Raw genomic sequence first — 16959 nt, forward strand, 5'->3', positions numbered from 1 at the left:
CGGGCGGGAGTGTAGCGCACAGCCGGCCCGCATTCTTTAAATTCGATACGCGGCGGGCGCGGGCGCGCGCCGGTGTCGGATGAGCGGCGGAAGTCTGCCACCGCTTCCTTAGCATTTCCTTAGGCTTTCCTCAGCCTTCGATCAGGAGCGCGGCGGCCACGCGCCGGCCCTCGGACATCAGAATGTTGTAGGTGCGGCACGCCGCGCCGAAATCCATCGTCTCGACGCCGATGCGTCGTTTCGCCAGTTGAGCCGTGAGCCGCGGGTGCGGAAAGCGCAGCCGCGACCCGCTGCCGAAGATGACGACTTCCGGCGCCGCCTGGACGAGCGCATCGAAATGTTCGGACGTGAGCGCCTCGAACGACGACACCGGCCACGCCATGACAGGCGTCTCGGGCATGACGATCACACTGCCTTCGTGTCTTTCGAGATTGATCGCCACGAAACCGTCGCCGTAGCTCGTGATGGTATTGAGCGCCTTGTTGGATTCCTGGTGCAGTTTCAAAACGATGATCCGGCAAGAGAAAGGATGACGGCCCAGGGTCTGCGGCGACAGCGAAGGACTGGTAAGACGCGTTCCTTTGGTGCATTGCGGAACTGGGCCATAATCAGTAAATTATAACTTTTCGGCTGCCGGGCTTGCTCGTGCGCCATTCCGTTGCGCTCGCGTGCCGCCACAAGCCGCCTCCGACACGCAATCCGGTCCGCATCGCCCATGCCCTACCTGGCGCGGCGTCTAAAATGCATCGTTCGGCGCTCGGGAACGCGCGAGTCGTCCGGGCGAGCCGCCTTCGGCATCAAGCTCGGTTTTCATCGCAACGCCCGTCCGCTGTCCGCGCGCGAGGCTGTCCGCCCGAATGCCGAGCAGCACCTGAGCGACATCAGAACAACCAGTCCGCATCAACACCCAGACCCAGAGCGCCAGCCGTGAAACCGATTCTCAAATCCAACAAGCTGCAAAACGTCTGCTACGACATTCGCGGGCCCGTGCTCGAACACGCGAAGCGCCTCGAAGAGGAAGGCCACCGCATCATCAAGCTGAACATCGGCAATCTGGCGCCGTTCGGTTTCGAGGCGCCGGACGAGATCATTCAGGACATGATCCGCAATTTGCCGGGTTCGTCGGGCTATTCGGATTCGAAGGGTGTGTTCGCCGCGCGCAAGGCGATCATGCATTACACGCAGCAAAAGGGCGTGACGGGCGTCGAGCTGGACGATATCTACATCGGCAACGGTGCGTCCGAGCTGATCGTGATGGCGATGCAGGCGCTCCTGAACGACGGCGACGAAGTGCTGCTGCCCGCGCCGGACTATCCGCTGTGGACGGCCGCCGTGAGCCTGTCGTCGGGGACGCCGCGCCACTATATGTGCGACGAGAGCAACGGCTGGATGCCCGATCTCGACGACATCCGCGCGAAAATCACGCCGAACACCAAGGCGCTCGTCGTCATCAACCCGAATAATCCGACGGGCGCGCTGTACTCGGACGAGCTGCTGCGCGAACTGATCGGCATCGCGCGCGAACACGGCCTGATCATTTTCGCGGACGAGGTCTACGACAAGATCGTCTACGACGGCGAAACGCATACGTCGATGGCCGCGCTGTCCGAGGATGTGATCACGGTCACGTTCAACAGCCTGTCGAAGAGCTACCGTTCGTGCGGTTATCGCGCGGGCTGGATGGCGATTTCCGGGCTGATCGAAGAGAACCGCCGCCGCGCGAAGGATTATCTGGAAGGCCTGGGCATTCTCGCGTCGATGCGCCTGTGCCCGAACGTGCCCGGCCAGTACGCGATCCAGACCGCGCTCGGCGGCTATCAGAGCATCAACGACCTGATCGTGCCGGGCGGACGCCTCTACAAACAGCGCGAGCTCGCCTACGACATGCTCACGGCCATTCCGGGCGTGAGCTGCGTGAAGCCGCAGGCCGCGCTCTACATGTTCCCGAAGCTCGATCCGAAGATGTACCCGATCCAGGACGACCAGCAGTTCATCACGGACCTGCTGCTCGAGGAGCGTGTGCTGCTGGTGCAGGGCACGGGCTTCAACTGGCCGACACCGGATCACTTCCGCGTGGTCTTCCTGCCGAACGTCGACGATCTCGCGGATTCGATCAACCGCATCGCGCGCTTCCTCGACGGCTATCGCAAACGACATTCCGCTTAATCTCTCTTTTAAAGACTCGCCCTGCATGGAACCGATCAAAGTAGGACTCTTGGGCTTCGGCACGGTCGGCAGCGGCACCTTCACGGTGCTGCGCCGTAACCAGGAAGAAATCAAACGACGCGCCGGACGCGGCATCGAAATCGCGCGCGTCGCGGTGCGCACGCCGGCGAAGGCCGAGGCCGCGAAGCAGGAAGGCATCGCGGTGACGGACGACTTTGGCGCGGTCGTCGACGATCCTTCCATCGATATCGTGTGCGAAATGATCGGCGGCACGGGCTTCGCGCGCGAGCTGGTGCTGCGCGCGATCGCCAACGGCAAGCATGTCGTGACGGCCAACAAGGCGCTGCTCGCGGTGCACGGCACGGAGATTTTCGAAGCCGCGCGCGCGAAGGGCGTGATGGTCGCGTTCGAGGCAGCGGTGGCGGGCGGCATTCCGATCATCAAGGCGCTGCGCGAAGGGCTGACGGCGAATCGCATCGAGTACATCGCGGGCATCATCAACGGCACGACGAACTACATTCTGTCGGAGATGCGCGACCGCGGCCTCGACTTCGCGACCGCGCTGAAGGCCGCGCAGGAACTCGGTTACGCCGAAGCCGATCCGACCTTCGATATCGAAGGCGTCGATGCCGCGCACAAGGTCACGATCATGAGCGCGATCGCGTTCGGCGTGCCGGTGCAGTTCGATCGCGCGTATGTGGAAGGCATCAGCAAGCTGGCGGCCATCGACATTCGCTACGCGGAGGATCTCGGCTATCGCATCAAGCTGCTCGGCATCGCGCGGCGCACGGAGAAGGGCATCGAATTGCGCACGCATCCGACGCTGATTCCCGCCAAACGCCTGCTCGCGAACGTCGAAGGCGCGATGAACGCGGTCGTCGCGCATGGCGATGCGGTCGGCACCACGCTGTACTACGGCAAGGGCGCGGGCGCGGAGCCGACCGCGTCCGCCGTGGTCGCCGATCTCGTCGATGTGACGCGCCTGCACACGGCCGATCCGGAGCATCGCGTGCCGCATCTGGCGTTCCAGCCGGATAGCCTTTCGAATACGCCGATCCTGCCGATCGACGAAGTCACGAGCGGCTATTACCTGCGCCTGCGCGTCGCCGACGTAACGGGCGTGCTCGCGAACATCACGCGCATTCTCGCGGACAAGGCCATCTCCATCGACGCATTGCTGCAGAAGGAATCGGAAGAAGTCGACGGCGCGAACAAGGGCGAAACCGACATCATCCTCATCACGCACGAAACGGTGGAGAAGAACGTGAACGCGGCGATCGCGGAGATCGAAGCGCTGTCCACGGTCGTATCGAAGGTGACGAAGCTGCGCATGGAAGCGCTCAACTAAGGGCAAGCACGATGAACTACATTTCGACGCGCGGCGCCGGCAGCAACGAGCGCCACACGTTTTCGGACATTCTTCTCGGCGGCCTGGCGAAAGACGGAGGGCTGTATCTGCCGGCGCAATATCCGCGCTTATCGGCCGATGAACTCGCGCGCTGGCGCACGCTGTCGTATGCGGACCTCGCATTCGAAGTGCTGTCGAAGTTCAGCGACGACATTCCCGCCGACGACCTGCGCTCGCTCACGCGCAAGACCTACACCGCGCAGGTGTATAGCAACGTGCGCCACGAAGAGAGCGCCGCGCAGATCACGCCGCTCAAGACGCTCGGCGAGGAAAACGGCACGACGCTGTCGCTGCTGGAACTCTCGAACGGCCCGACGCTCGCCTTCAAGGACATGGCGATGCAACTGCTCGGCAATCTCTTCGAGTACGCGCTGGCGAAGCACGGCGAGACGCTGAACATCCTCGGCGCGACCTCGGGCGATACCGGCAGCGCCGCCGAATACGCAATGCGCGGCAAGAGCGGCGTGCGCGTGTTCATGCTGTCGCCGCACAAGAAGATGAGCGCGTTCCAGACCGCGCAGATGTTCTCGCTGCAAGACCCGAACATCTTCAATCTGGCTGTCGAGGGCAACTTCGACAACTGCCAGGACATCGTGAAGGCCGTATCGAACGATCACGCGTACAAGGCGAAGCACAAGATCGGCACGGTCAATTCGATCAACTGGGCGCGTGTCGTCGCGCAGGTCGTGTACTACTTCAAGGGCTATTTCGCCGCGACGAAGAGCAACGACGAGCGCGTGTCGTTCACGGTGCCGTCGGGCAATTTCGGCAATGTGTGCGCGGGACATATCGCGCGCATGATGGGCTTGCCGATCGATCAGCTCGTCGTCGCGACCAACGAGAACGACGTGCTCGACGAGTTCTTCAAGTCGGGCGTGTATCGCGTGCGCGGCGCGGCGGAGACGTATCACACGACGTCGCCGAGCATGGATATTTCGAAGGCGTCGAACTTCGAGCGCTTCGTGTACGACCTGCTCGGCCGCGATCCGGCGCGCGTGCTGCAACTGTTCCGCGATGTCGAGGAGAAGGGCGGCTTCGACCTCGCGGCGAGCGGCGATTTCGCGCGCGTGCGGGAATTCGGCTTCGTGTCGGGCAAGAGCGATCACGACGACCGCGTGAAAACCATCCGCGACGTGTACGAGCGCTATCAGACGATGATCGACACCCATACCGCCGATGGCGTGAAGGTCGCACGCGAGAACCTGAAGCCGGGCGTGCCGATGATCGTCCTTGAAACCGCCCAGCCGATCAAGTTCGGCGAGACAATCCGCGAGGCGCTCAATCGCGAGCCGGAGCGGCCGTCGGCGTTCGCGGGACTTGAAAAACTGCCACAAAGGTTCGATATCGTTCCTGCGGATGCGGGCGTGGTGAAGGCTTTCATCGCCGAGCGCACCTGATCGGGGAGGCGCATCCGCCTCGTGCGGATTTTTCGCGAAGACGCACGGGGCGCGGCCAGTCTGGACCGCGCCCTTTTTCATTCGATGCGCGGCAAACGCGGGCTCCCAGCCTCGAACCCCGTTAAATCCCGCCAAAAGCTGCTAAAATCTTAGGTTTTTCGTCGTACCCCATTCAAAAGGACGCGCCGTGCTGTCTACCGCCAATATCACCATGCAATTCGGGCCCAAGCCCCTCTTCGAGAACATCTCGGTCAAGTTCGGCGAAGGAAACCGCTATGGCTTGATCGGCGCCAACGGCTGCGGCAAGTCGACCTTCATGAAGATCCTGGGCGGCGATCTGGAGCCGAGTGCGGGCAACGTCATGCTGGAGCCGAACGTCCGTCTCGGTAAACTGCGCCAGGATCAATTCGCGTATGAAGACATGCGCGTGCTCGACGTCGTGATGATGGGCCACACGGAAATGTGGGCCGCGATGACCGAGCGCGACGCGATCTACGCGAACCCGGACGCCACCGACGACGACTACATGCGCGCCGCCGAACTCGAAGCCAAATTCGCCGAATACGACGGCTACACGGCCGAAGCGCGCGCGGGCGAGCTGCTGCTCGGCATCGGCATCAATATCAACGATCACAACGGCCCGATGAGCAACGTCGCGCCGGGCTGGAAGCTGCGCGTGCTGCTCGCGCAGGCGCTGTTCTCGAAACCCGACGTGCTGCTGCTTGACGAGCCGACCAACAACCTCGACATCAACTCGATCCGCTGGCTGGAAGACGTGCTCAACCAGTACAACTCGACGATGATTATCATCTCGCACGATCGACACTTCCTGAACCAGGTCTGCACCCACATGGCGGACATGGACTACGGCACGCTGAAGGTCTGGCCGGGCAACTACGACGACTACATGCTCGCATCGACGCAGGCGCGCGAGCGCCAGCAGGCGGCGAACCAGAAGGCGAAGGACCGCGTGGCCGATCTGCAGGATTTCGTGCGCCGCTTCTCGGCGAACAAGTCGAAGGCGCGTCAGGCGACCAGCCGCCTGAAGATGATCGACAAGATCAAGATCGAAGAATTCAAGCCGTCGTCGCGTCAGAATCCGTTCATCCGCTTCGAGTTCGAGAAGAAGCTGCATAACATCGCGGTCGTGGCCGAGGATCTGACCAAGAAGTACGACCGGACGATCTTCCAGAACTTCTCCCTCTCCGTGCAGCCGGGCGAGCGCATCGCGATCATCGGCGAGAACGGCGCGGGCAAGACCACGCTGCTCAAGTCGCTCAAGGGCGCGCTGGATCTCGATCACGGCACCGTGAAGTGGGCGGAGAACGCAAACGTCGGCTACATGCCGCAGGACACGTACGAAGAGTTTCCGAAGGACGAGACGCTCACCGAGTGGATCGACCAGTACCGCAAGGAAGGCGACGACGAGCAGATGATGCGCGGCACGCTCGGCCGCCTGCTGTTCAACGCGGACGACATCAAGAAAAACGTGAAGGTGCTCTCGGGCGGCGAGAAGGGCCGCATGATCTGGGGCAAGCTGATGCTCGGCCGTCACAACGTCCTGATGATGGACGAGCCGACCAACCACATGGACATGGAATCCATCGAATCGCTGCAGATCGCGCTGGACAAGTTCGAAGGCACGCTGATCTTCGTGTCGCACGACCGCGAGTTCGTGAGCGGACTGGCGAACCGGATCATCGAAGTAAAAACCGATGGCACGCTGCGCGATTTCGGCGGGAATTACGAGGATTTCCTGTCGAGCCAGGGGATTCAGTAATCTCCCTGATTACGCACGCATGAAAGCGGCCCGTCTCGAAAGAGCGGGCCGTTTTTCATTGGGCTCAGAGCCTGTCGTTGCGAAACCGCATCGCCGTGCCTTCGCTCGTGATGCGCGTCCAGATCGCGCGTTTCTCCTCGTCGGAGAGGAAAACCCAGTTGGACACCTCGCCCGCGGTGCGGCCGCAGCCTTTGCAGACTTCGTCGAAAAGCGTGGAGCACACGCCGATACAGGGGCTGTCGGGCAGGTCGTGAAGATTCGAAGACATTGGCTGACTCGTGACCGCATCATCGCCGGAAAAGAGGGCGACAACGCGGCGTTCAAATTCGTAAAAAAACTCAACGCGCGATACTGTAGCCTATCCGCGCGATCCAGTGATGTCGCTGGTTGTAATCGAGGATGTCCTCGCCGTAGCCGTTGAAATAGCTCACGAACAGGTAGCCGCCCCATGCGCTGCCGATCAGCTTCGCGAGCGGATATGTGAGCTGCGAATCGACGCTGCCGTACCAGTGCTTCGTACCTTTGCGCAGTGTCGTGGCGAGCTGCCATCCGTCCGGGCTGCCGTATTTCACGAGAAAATCGACATAGCCGCGATAATCTGCGATGTCCTCGTTGCCCGACTTCGACAGGTAGTAATAGAACTTCGGCGACAGCGTCAGGTGGTTGCTGTTCAGATCGCCGAAATCCCAGGTCGGGCGCACGAACGCGATGTTGATCGAGCGCGAATCGTCGCCGCTCCTGCCGTTCGACTCGTGTCCGAAACCCGCCGACACGCCCATGCGCGTGAAGAGCGCGCTCTTCCAGCCAGTGTCCTCCACGTAGTAGAACAGTTGCGGCTGAAAGCTGATGTCGCGGAACGGCACGGACTCGGCGGAGAGATTCCATATCGCCGTCTGCGTGTAACCGAAGTAGAGGTTGTCCAGCAAGCCGCGCGAGCGCGGGTCGTCGGGCAGATGCAGGCGATATTTGAAGCTGAATTGGAATTTCGCGAGGTTGTCGCCGTTCTCGCCGTCCGCGAAGTACATCGGCTCGAAGGTGGAGAGGCGGCCGGAGAGCATCGTGTCGGTGGTGGTCGTCGGCACGGCGGCGGTGTTGGCGGCGGCGCTGGCGCTCGCGAGCTGCGCGGGTGTCGTCGCCTGGGCCTCGCGACGCTCGGCCGCCGCGACTTGCGTCTGCGTGTCGCTTCGATTGATCGTGACGAGCATCGGCGATGCATCGAAGCCGACGGGATCGATCTTCACCGTACCGCGCGCCGACTCCGGCCAGGGCGCGGTAAAGCGCACGCGGCGATATTGGCCCGGCGCGAGCCGCAGACGGTCCGGCACCCCGGGATCGCGTTCGAGCGTGAGCGGCGCGGGCGGCAGATCGCCGTTCGTCAGATTCACGGTCAATTGTTTGGGCACGTCGACGGTGAGCGGCGTTGCGTCATCGTCGGTGTAGAGGAGCGTCAGTTCGAGCGGCTGCGAGGCGGCTGCTTCGCGTGCGGGCTGAAGCACCGCGACGGTCGCGTGAGCCGCGCCGCTTGCGCCGATGGCGGCGAAAAGAAGTGCGAGCGAGCGTGCGCGGACGGAAAAGGAAATCGATCGTGGGCCTTGAGCCATATGGTTTGTGTCCTGTTTTTTGTGCGGAGGCGGGCGCCAGGACGGTCTGACAACGCGAGCCGCGTCACGATCCCGAATCGAAACGAAATCGGAAAGCTCAGCCCGGAAACACCGCCTGCCACAGCATCGCGCCATTCAACGCGACGATCACGCCCGCGCACGCCCACGCGAGCGCGAGCGGCACGCGGGCGACGCGCCAGCGGCCCATCAGCCCTGCATCGGAGGCGAAGCGCACGAGCGGAATCACCGCGAGCGGCAATTGCAGGCTCAGCACGACCTGTGTCGCGACGAGCAGCGCGTTCGAGCCGTGCTGCCCGAAGCTCGCCACCGCGACGAGCGCCGGGCCGATCGCGAGACCGCGCGTCAGCAGCGCCCGCGCCCAGCGCGCCATCTTCAGCCGCAAGAAGCCTTCCATGACCGCCTGGCCGGCGAGCGTGCCGGTCACCGTCGCGTTCAGGCCGCAGGCGAGCAGGGCGGCGGCGAACACGACGCCCGCCCAATGGCTGCCGACGAGCGGCTCGATGAGCCGGTGCGCATCGGCGAGATCGTCGACGTCCGTATGGCCGGTCGCGTGGAACACGGCCGCCGCGACCACCAGCAGCGACGCGTTGACGATGAACGCGAGCCCGAGCGCGCCGAACGTGTCGATGTTCACGCCGCGCAGCGCCCGCCCGATGGCCGCGTCGTCGCGGGGGTCCGCGTGGTCCTTGACGAGCGCCGAGTGCAGATAGAGGTTGTGCGGCATCACCGTCGCGCCGAGCACGCCCGCCGCGAGCCAGAGCATGCCCGCATCGCGCAGCAACTTGCCCGACGGCGCGAGCCCGCGCATCGCGTCGCCCCAGACCGGGTGCGCGAGCGCGAGTTCGACCACGAAACAGAAGCTCACGAAGAAGATCAGCGCGGTCACGACGCGTTGCAACGGGCGCCGGCCGCGGCTTTGCAGCGCAAGCATCGCGAACGTCGCGACCGCCGAGATCAGCACGCCCACGGTCAGCGAGAAGCCGAAGAGCAACTGCAGCGCGACCGCACTGCCGACGACCTCCGCGACATCGCACGCGATGATCGCGATTTCGCACGCGATCCACAGCACGAGCGTCGTGCGCCGGCTGTAGCGCTCGCGGCAGAGTTGCGCGAGATCGCGCCCGGTCACGACACCCACGCGCGACGCGATCCATTGCAGCAGCATGCCCATCAGGCTCGCGAGCAGCACGACGAAAAGCAGCGAGTAGCCGTAGCGCGCGCCGCTCGCGAGCGCCGTCGCCCAGTTGCCGGGGTCCATGTAGCCCACGGCGACGAGCGCGCCCGCGCCCGCGAACGAATACCAGCGTCCGTGCGGGCGCGGGTCCCGTCGGCGGTCCTCGCGGCTCGCCGCGGGCGACGGCGCGTCGGACGGCGCGGCGGAAAGCTGGGCGAGCACGGACGGATTGGTGTTCATGCGGAAAGCGGCCTCGAATAGCGATGCAACGGCGGCGTCGATCCAGTCGTATGCGCGTGCGTTGCCGGTTCAGAAGACGCCGCACTTCGCGGCGCACGTCGAATTGGCTCGCAACAACTGTTCCGCTGGCTATTCGTCAGGCGCGGGCGCCCATTCACGGGACGCCGGAGGCCGATTGCGAATAATGACATTGCATCGGGCTTACGCGATCGCGTCCCCTTTTGACGAGTGTGGTCTTATCAGGTGCCGCCGGGGCCGATTAAGGGCTAAAATGCGCGCTCTTTCCTGCCGGTCGCGCATCGCGCGAAGCCGTCGAGAAGCCCGCCTGGCAAGACTGTCGCCGCACCGCGCAAGGGCGTGTACATTTTGCGCGACACGCGACTTTTTATTTTTTGTCGGGCATGCGTTTAATGGTAGTTTTCGGGGTTTTAAGGGAGTCGCGGCCAGATCGGGCGATGAGACGATACGCCGGGCCGGCGCGGCGCGACACCGTGACAAGTCGGAACAAGGGAGAATCGAAATGAACCAGAAACTGGCGGGCCGCACGGCCAAGCTGGCAGGCGCACTGGCATGCGTCGCGATGCTGACTCCGCTCGCGGCATCCGCGAAGGACACGCAGTTGAATGTGTACAACTGGTCCGACTATATCGCGAAGGACACGATTCCCAACTTCACCAAGCAGACCGGCATCAAGGTGAAGTACGACAACTACGACAGCGACGACACCCTTCAGGCCAAGCTGCTCACCGGCCGTTCGGGCTATGACATCGTGGTGCCGACGAGCAATTACGCGGGCAAGCAGATTGCCGCGAATATCTTCATGCCGCTCGACAAGTCGAAGCTGCCGAACCTGAAGTATCTCGATCCCGACCTGATGAAGCTCGTCGAGGGCGCCGATCCGGGCAACAAGTACGTGGTGCCCTGGGCTTACGGCACGACGGGCCTCGGCTACAACGTCGACAAGGCCAAGCAGATTCTCGGGCCGAACGCCGAGCTGAACAACTGGGACATCCTCTTCAAGCCCGAGAACATCTCGAAGCTGAAGGCGTGCGGCGTCTCGGTGCTCGACGCACCGGACCAGATGTTCGCGGCGGCGCTGCATTACATCGGCAAGGATCCGATGAGCACGAATCCGGCCGATTATCGCGAAGCGCTCGCGATGATGAAGAAGATCCGCCCGTACATCACGCAGTTCAACTCGTCGGGCTACATCAACGACATGGTCGGCGGCGATATCTGCTTCACCTACGGCTGGTCGGGCGATGTCGTGATCGCGAAGCATCGCGCGGTCGAGGCGAAGAAGCCGTTCAAGATCGAGTACTACATTCCGAAGGGCGGCGCGCCCGTATGGTTCGACGTGATGGCGATCCCGAAGGACGCGAAGAACAAGGACGCCGCGCACGAGTGGATGAACTACATCGAGACGCCGCAGGTTCACGCCGCGATCACGAACGCGGTCTACTACCCGAGCGCGAATCTGGAAGCGCGCAAGTACGTGGACAAGGACGTCGCGAACGATCCGGCCGTGTATCCGCCGCAGGACGTCATCAAGACGCTGTTCCTGCTGAAGCCGCTGCCGCCTGAAATCCAGCGCCTGCAGACGCGGCTCTGGACGGAATTCAAGTCCGGCCGATGAATTCCAAAAGCCGGTTATTCTTTTGAATCGACGAAGCCCCTGGACCTCCGGGGGCTTTGTTCGTGATCGCATCGCTTGGAAGCAGGGAGTCGAACAGGCAATCATGAGTGAGCAGTCGAGCGCGTTGAAGGCAGCGCCTAATTCCGGCCGGCGCGAGCCGGGCATTTCTCCATCGGCCCAGGGCACGGACGAGAACTTCGTGCAGATCGTCGACGTCGTGAAGAAATTCGGCGAGACGACGGCCGTGCGGGGCGTCAACCTGTCGGTGAAGAAGGGCGAGCTGTTCGCGCTGCTCGGCAGCTCGGGCTGCGGCAAGTCGACGCTTTTGCGCATGCTCGCCGGGCTGGAGTCGGTGACCGAAGGGCAGATCCTGATCGATGGCGAAGACCTCGCGAAGATGCCGCCGTATAACCGGCCGGTGAACATGATGTTCCAGTCCTACGCGCTCTTTCCGCACATGAGCGTGGAATCGAACGTCGCGTTCGGGCTGAAGCAGGAAGGCGTGAAGGGCGGCGAGCTGAAAGACCGCGTGAACAACGCGCTCGAACTCGTGCAGATGGGAAAGTTCGCGAAGCGCAAGCCGCATCAGTTGTCGGGCGGCCAGCAGCAGCGCGTCGCGCTCGCGCGCAGTCTCGTGAAGCGCCCGAAGCTTCTCCTGCTCGACGAGCCGATGTCCGCGCTCGACAAACAAATCCGCCAGCGCACGCAGATCGAGCTCGTCAACATTCTCGATCAGGTCGGCGTCACCTGCATCATGGTGACGCACGATCAGGAAGAGGCGATGACGATGGCCAATCGCCTCGCCGTGATGAGCGAAGGGCAGATCGTGCAGCTCGGCACGCCGCACGAAGTCTACGAATATCCGAACACGCGCTTCTCGGCGCAGTTCATCGGCTCGACCAATCTGTTCGATGGCAATGTCGTGGAAGACGAGCCGGATCACGTCTTCGTCGAATCGCAAGACTTGCCCGTGCGTCTTTATGTGAGCCACGGCATCACCGGGCCGCTCGGCATGCCGGTGACAATCTCCGTGCGCCCCGAACGCATCGCGCTCACGCGCAAGCCGCCCGAAGGCACGTACAACTGGGGTCGCGGCAGGGTGACGAACATCGCGTACATGGGCGGCTACACGCTTTATCACGTGACGCTCGATTCGGGCAAGGTCGTGGTCGCGAACCTGTCGAGCCTCGCGATCGGCGAGATCGATTCGCCCACCTTCGACGACGAAGTCTACGTGCGCTGGAGCGCGTCCGCGGGCGTGGTGCTGACCTCATGATGAAGCTGCTCAAGCGCATGGGCGTGTCGGGGCGCACGCTCGTCATCGGCGGGCCGTATCTGTGGCTCCTGCTGCTGTTCTTCGTGCCGTTCCTGCTCGTCGTGAAGATCAGCTTCGCGGACAGCCAGCTCGGCATTCCGCCGTACACGGATCTCGTGTCGATGGAAGAAGGCGTGATGCATATCGCGCTCGACTTCGCGCACTACGCGTTCCTCGTGCAGGACAGCCTGTACTTCGCGACCTACATGAACTCGCTGCTGGTCGCGGCCGTGTCGACGCTGCTGTGCCTCCTGATCGGCTATCCGATGGCGTATTACATCGCGCGCTCGAATCCGTCGTCGCGCAACATTCTGATGATGGCGGTGATGCTGCCGTTCTGGACGTCGTTTCTGATTCGCGTATATGCGTGGATCGGCATTCTCAAGAACAACGGCCTGCTCAATAATTTCCTGATGTCGATCGGCCTGCTGCATTCGCCGATCGAGCTGTATCACACGAATATCGCGGTGTATATCGGCATGGTGTATTCGTATCTGCCGTTTCTCGTGATGCCGCTTTACGCGCATCTCGTGAAGATGGATCTGACCTTGCTCGAAGCCGCCTACGATCTCGGCGCGAAGCCGTGGAAGGCGTTCGTGCAGATCACGCTGCCGCTGTCGAAGAACGGCATCATCGCGGGCTGTCTGCTCGTGTTCATTCCGGCGGTGGGCGAGTACGTGATTCCCGAACTGCTCGGCGGCGCGGACACGCTGATGATCGGCCGCGTCATGTGGAACGAGTTCTTCAACAACGCCGACTGGCCGATGGCGTCCGCCGTCACCTGCGCGATGGTTCTGCTGCTGCTCGTGCCGATGGCGCTCTTCCAGCACTTCCAGGCGAAGCAACTGGAGGAGAAGCGATGATCAAGCCCAGCCGTCCATTGCAGATCACCGCGCTCGGCCTCGGGTTTGCGTTCCTGTATATCCCGATCCTGAGTCTCATCGTCTATTCGTTCAACGACTCGCCGCTCGTCACCGTGTGGACGGAGCCGTCGCTCAAGTGGTATCGCGCGCTCATCACCGATGACGAGTTGATCAACGCGGCGTGGCTGTCGTTGCGCATCGCGTTCTTTACGGCGTGCGCGTCGGTCGTGATCGGCACGTGGGCGGGTTTCGTGCTGGCGCGCATGGGACGCTTCAAGGGCTTCACGCTCTATGCGGGCATGATCAACGCGCCGCTCGTGATTCCCGAAGTCATTCAGGGCATTTCGCTGCTGCTGCTGTTCGTGGAAATGGCGAAGCTCATCGGCTGGCCGGATCGCGGCTTCTTCACGATCTGGATCGGGCACGTGATGCTGTGCATTTCGTATGTCGCGATCATCGTGGAATCGCGCGTGCGGGAGTTGAATCCGTCGCTGGAGGAAGCCGCGCTCGATCTCGGCGCGACGCCGCTGCGCGTGTTCTTTTCGATCACGCTGCCGTTGATTTCGCAGGCGCTCGTCGCCGGCTGGCTGCTGTCGTTCACGCTGTCGATCGACGATCTCGTGCTGTCGGCGTTCCTGTCCGGCCCGGGCTCGACAACGCTGCCGCTCGTCGTGTTCTCGCGGGTGCGACTGGGTCTGAATCCCGAGATGAACGCGCTCGCGACCTTGTTCATCGCGCTCGTGACGATCGGTGTGGTCGCGGCGAATGCGTTCATGCAGCGTAGCGAGCGAAGAAGGCTCGCGGGCGTGATGTAACGCCGAGAAAGTTCACGAATGGAAACGCGGCCCCTGTACGGGGCCGCGTGCATTTCAGGCGTTCGCCAGGTGTTTGGCGAAGGTCGCCGGATCGGTATTGGTGCCGCACAACAGCACGCCGACTCGCTTGCCCTGCAAACGCTCGCGCAACGGGCCGAGCAGTGCGGCGGTCGCGGCCGCGCAAGCCGGTTCGACCGCGAGCTTGAGTTCGCTGAAGAGTTGCAGCATGCCATGCCGCAATGCATCGTCCGACACGGTCACGATGTCATCGATATGCCGCCGGCACAACTCGTAGCTGTACTGCTCGGTGTGCGGGGCCATCAGCGAATCGGCGATACCGTGCATCGCGCCCATCTTGATCGTGTGATTCGCTTCGAAACTGCGCTTCATCGCGTCCGAACCTTCCGGCTCGACGCCGAAGACGTGCAGCGACGGATTCGCGAGACGCATCGCCGTCGATACGCCCGCGGCGAGGCCGCCACCGCCGATCGGCAGGATCACGGCGTCGAGATCGGGCGCTTGCGAGGTCCACTCGTAGCCGAGCGTCGCCGTGCCGAGCACCGTGCGATAGCCGTTGAACGGATGGATGAAGACGCGTCCTTCTTCCGCTTCGACGCGTCGCACGACATCGAATGCCTCCGCGACGTTCTCCGCGAACACCACTTCCGCGCCGAAGCGCCGGCACAGCGCGACGCGCGCCGGACTCGCGCTCTTGATGATGACGACTTTCGCACCCACGCCCATGCGCTGCGCCGCGTAGGCCACGGCCACCGCGTGATTGCCCGCCGACACGCAGGTGACGCCCGCCGAGCGTTCGCTTTCCGAAAGCGCGAGGATGTTCGAGAACGCGCCGCGCGCCTTGAACGTGCCGCTCGCCTGCAGCAGTTCGAACTTGAACGTGATCGGCGTGCCTTCGAGCGTCGGAAAATCGTGACGTTCGAAAGTGGGCGTGCGCGCGACCCAGGGCGTGAGCGCCATGTGCTGTTCGGCGATTTCGTCGAGCGTCGGAATCGGCGTGCCGTCGATCGTATTGTCGGAATGCTGCGTGGCAGTGGACATGGCTTTTTGTTCTGAAGAGTCAGCGAGCCTGTGCTTCGACGGACATGCTGTGAATGAACTTGCCGAGGAACGCCTCGCACTGGACGAGCTGTTCGAGCGACACGTACTCGTTCGCCTTGTGCGCCTGCTCGATATTGCCCGGACCGCACACGATGCTCGGCACGCCGGCATTGGCGAACAGGCCCGCTTCGGTGCCGTAGGCGACCTTGTGCTTCTCCTGATTCTGCGTGAGCGCGCGCACGAGCTGCGTGATCGCGGCCTGCTCGGTGGCGTCGAGGCCTGGTGCGGACGCGAGCTTCGTGAATTCGATGGCCGCGTTGCCGTGCTCCTTGAGCATCTTCGGCAGCAGCGTGTCGTGCGCGTAGGACTCGATGCGCCTGAAGATCTGGTCGGGATCTATCGTCGGCAGATTGCGGAACTCGAACTCGAAGTTGCATTCGGCGGGCACGGTGTTGATTGCGTTGCCGCCTTTGATCGTGCTCGTCTGACCGGTGGTGAAGGGCACGTCGTAGAGCTCGTCGAACGGACCCTTCGCGCGGAACTCGTCGACGAGATCGCGGATGTGACAGATGAGCCGCGCCGCATACTCGATGGCATTCAGGCCCTTCGGCGTCAGCGACGAGTGCGCGGCGAACCCGCGCACGCAGCAGTGATACGTGTTGATGCCTTTATGCGCGATGATCGGGCGCATGGATGTCGGCTCGCCGACGATGCAGCCGTCCGGTTTCACGCCGCGCTTTTGCAGGTCCCCGATCATCAGCGGCGCGCCGGCGCAGCCGACTTCTTCGTCGTAGGACAGCGCGAAGTGGATGGGTTTGGCGAGCTTCGTCGCCTGCATTTTCGGCAGCATCGCGAGCGCCGCGCCGATGAAACCCTTCATGTCGCACGAGCCGCGGCCGTAGAGCAGGCCATCGCGGACTTCCGGCTTGAACGGGTCGCTCTGCCAGTCCTGACCATCGACCGGCACGACATCGGTATGACCCGACAGCACAATGCCGCCGTTGGTCTCGCCGTCGTGCGCCGGGACCGTGGCGAAGAGATTCGCCCACTGGCCGCGCGGATCGTTGGTGATGGTCGCTTCGATGCCAGCGTGGCGCAGCTCGTCGCGGACGGTTTCGATCAGGCCGAGGTTCGGATTGCGGCTGACTGTGTCGATGGAGACTAGCCGTTCGATCCACGGCAGGGAAATGGGCGTTTCGGTGCTGGATTGAGCTTCGGGATGCGCCGCATCAGCGGTTTGGGACATTTTTTGGCTCCGGCGGGTAGGGTTTGATCATAGCCCAAATGTGGGGTGCTGGCCCGCAGCGGGGGGCTTTTGGGGTTTGGGTTTCGCTGGATCCCTTGTTCGCGGTGGTCTATTAGCACTGCCCCTCCCCGGGGCGGGGGTCACTTTCTTTGCTGCTGTGTATAGACCGGGGACATAGCTGACAGATCCGCGGGGACATGGTTGACACTTTCAGGCATCTCGATGCCTGGACCCGACC

14 protein-coding genes are annotated in these 16959 nt (G+C 63.0%); 8 read left to right on the forward strand and 6 right to left on the reverse strand.

Translation table 11 applies throughout. From position 1 onward, the window contains the following. Positions 1–130: 130 nt before the first annotated feature. Complete coding sequence (locus QCE73_RS06625) at positions 131–505, reverse strand: Mth938-like domain-containing protein (RefSeq protein WP_238293711.1); 375 nt, start codon at positions 503–505, stop codon at positions 131–133. 422 nt (positions 506–927) lie between these two features. Here QCE73_RS06625 and QCE73_RS06630 point away from each other — a divergent pair, with 422 nt between their 5' ends. From QCE73_RS06630 to QCE73_RS06645, 4 genes are all read left to right on the forward strand, one after another. Next, a complete protein-coding gene (locus tag QCE73_RS06630) occupies positions 928–2166 on the forward strand; it encodes a pyridoxal phosphate-dependent aminotransferase (RefSeq protein ID WP_238215619.1) in 1239 nt (412 codons plus the stop codon). Positions 2167–2191: 25 nt separating this feature from the next. Beyond that, positions 2192–3514, forward strand: coding sequence for a homoserine dehydrogenase (locus QCE73_RS06635; protein WP_035498739.1), 1323 nt, complete (start codon positions 2192–2194; stop codon positions 3512–3514). Between the two features lie 11 nt (positions 3515–3525). After that, on the forward strand, positions 3526–4971 hold the full coding sequence (gene thrC / locus QCE73_RS06640) for a threonine synthase (RefSeq protein WP_309880320.1): 1446 nt from the start codon (positions 3526–3528) through the stop codon (positions 4969–4971). A gap of 187 nt (positions 4972–5158) precedes the next feature. Beyond that, positions 5159–6751: an ABC-F family ATPase gene (locus QCE73_RS06645; RefSeq protein WP_238215624.1), complete on the forward strand. Its 1593-nt coding sequence runs from the start codon at positions 5159–5161 to the stop codon at positions 6749–6751. 64 nt (positions 6752–6815) lie between these two features. On the opposite strand, the gene QCE73_RS06650 is transcribed toward QCE73_RS06645, so the two are convergent. The 3 genes from QCE73_RS06650 to QCE73_RS06660 all read right to left on the reverse strand — a co-directional run bounded on the left by QCE73_RS06650 (position 6816) and on the right by QCE73_RS06660 (position 9787). Next, positions 6816–7019 carry a DUF1289 domain-containing protein gene (locus QCE73_RS06650; protein WP_250483527.1) on the reverse strand — a complete coding sequence of 68 codons (204 nt, stop codon included), beginning with the start codon at positions 7017–7019 and terminating at the stop codon, positions 6816–6818. Positions 7020–7089: 70 nt separating this feature from the next. Continuing rightward, the gene (locus QCE73_RS06655) at positions 7090–8352 is read right to left on the reverse strand and encodes a phospholipase A (RefSeq protein ID WP_309880322.1); all 1263 of its coding nucleotides are present in this window, start codon (positions 8350–8352) and stop codon (positions 7090–7092) included. A 97-nt stretch (positions 8353–8449) separates the two neighbouring features. After that, the gene (locus tag QCE73_RS06660) at positions 8450–9787 is read right to left on the reverse strand and encodes an Nramp family divalent metal transporter (protein ID WP_309880324.1); all 1338 of its coding nucleotides are present in this window, start codon (positions 9785–9787) and stop codon (positions 8450–8452) included. Between the two features lie 520 nt (positions 9788–10307). On the opposite strand from QCE73_RS06660, the gene QCE73_RS06665 reads away from it, so the two are divergent. From QCE73_RS06665 to QCE73_RS06680, 4 genes are all read left to right on the forward strand, one after another. Continuing rightward, positions 10308–11423 carry an extracellular solute-binding protein gene (locus tag QCE73_RS06665; RefSeq protein ID WP_404989734.1) on the forward strand — a complete coding sequence of 372 codons (1116 nt, stop codon included), beginning with the start codon at positions 10308–10310 and terminating at the stop codon, positions 11421–11423. A 103-nt stretch (positions 11424–11526) separates the two neighbouring features. Further along, on the forward strand, positions 11527–12699 hold the full coding sequence (locus QCE73_RS06670) for an ABC transporter ATP-binding protein (RefSeq protein WP_035498728.1): 1173 nt from the start codon (positions 11527–11529) through the stop codon (positions 12697–12699). Continuing rightward, a complete protein-coding gene (locus tag QCE73_RS06675; protein ID WP_035498725.1) occupies positions 12696–13601 on the forward strand; it encodes an ABC transporter permease subunit in 906 nt (301 codons plus the stop codon). The genes QCE73_RS06670 and QCE73_RS06675 overlap by 4 nt, the downstream gene beginning before the upstream one ends. Continuing rightward, on the forward strand, positions 13601–14416 hold the full coding sequence (locus QCE73_RS06680; RefSeq protein ID WP_238215740.1) for an ABC transporter permease subunit: 816 nt from the start codon (positions 13601–13603) through the stop codon (positions 14414–14416). The genes QCE73_RS06675 and QCE73_RS06680 overlap by 1 nt, the downstream gene beginning before the upstream one ends. A 54-nt stretch (positions 14417–14470) precedes the next feature. Here QCE73_RS06680 and QCE73_RS06685 read toward each other — a convergent pair whose 3' ends face one another. Further along, entirely contained in the window at positions 14471–15475 is a 1005-nt protein-coding gene (locus QCE73_RS06685) for a threonine/serine dehydratase (RefSeq protein ID WP_187604801.1), read from the reverse strand. 19 nt (positions 15476–15494) lie between these two features. Further along, the gene (argE, locus tag QCE73_RS06690; RefSeq protein ID WP_309880327.1) at positions 15495–16721 is read right to left on the reverse strand and encodes an acetylornithine deacetylase; all 1227 of its coding nucleotides are present in this window, start codon (positions 16719–16721) and stop codon (positions 15495–15497) included. Positions 16722–16959: the final 238 nt, after the last annotated feature.

Origin of the sequence: Caballeronia sp. LZ029, assembly GCF_031451275.1 — a bacterium.
GTDB lineage: Bacteria > Pseudomonadota > Gammaproteobacteria > Burkholderiales > Burkholderiaceae > Caballeronia > Caballeronia jiangsuensis.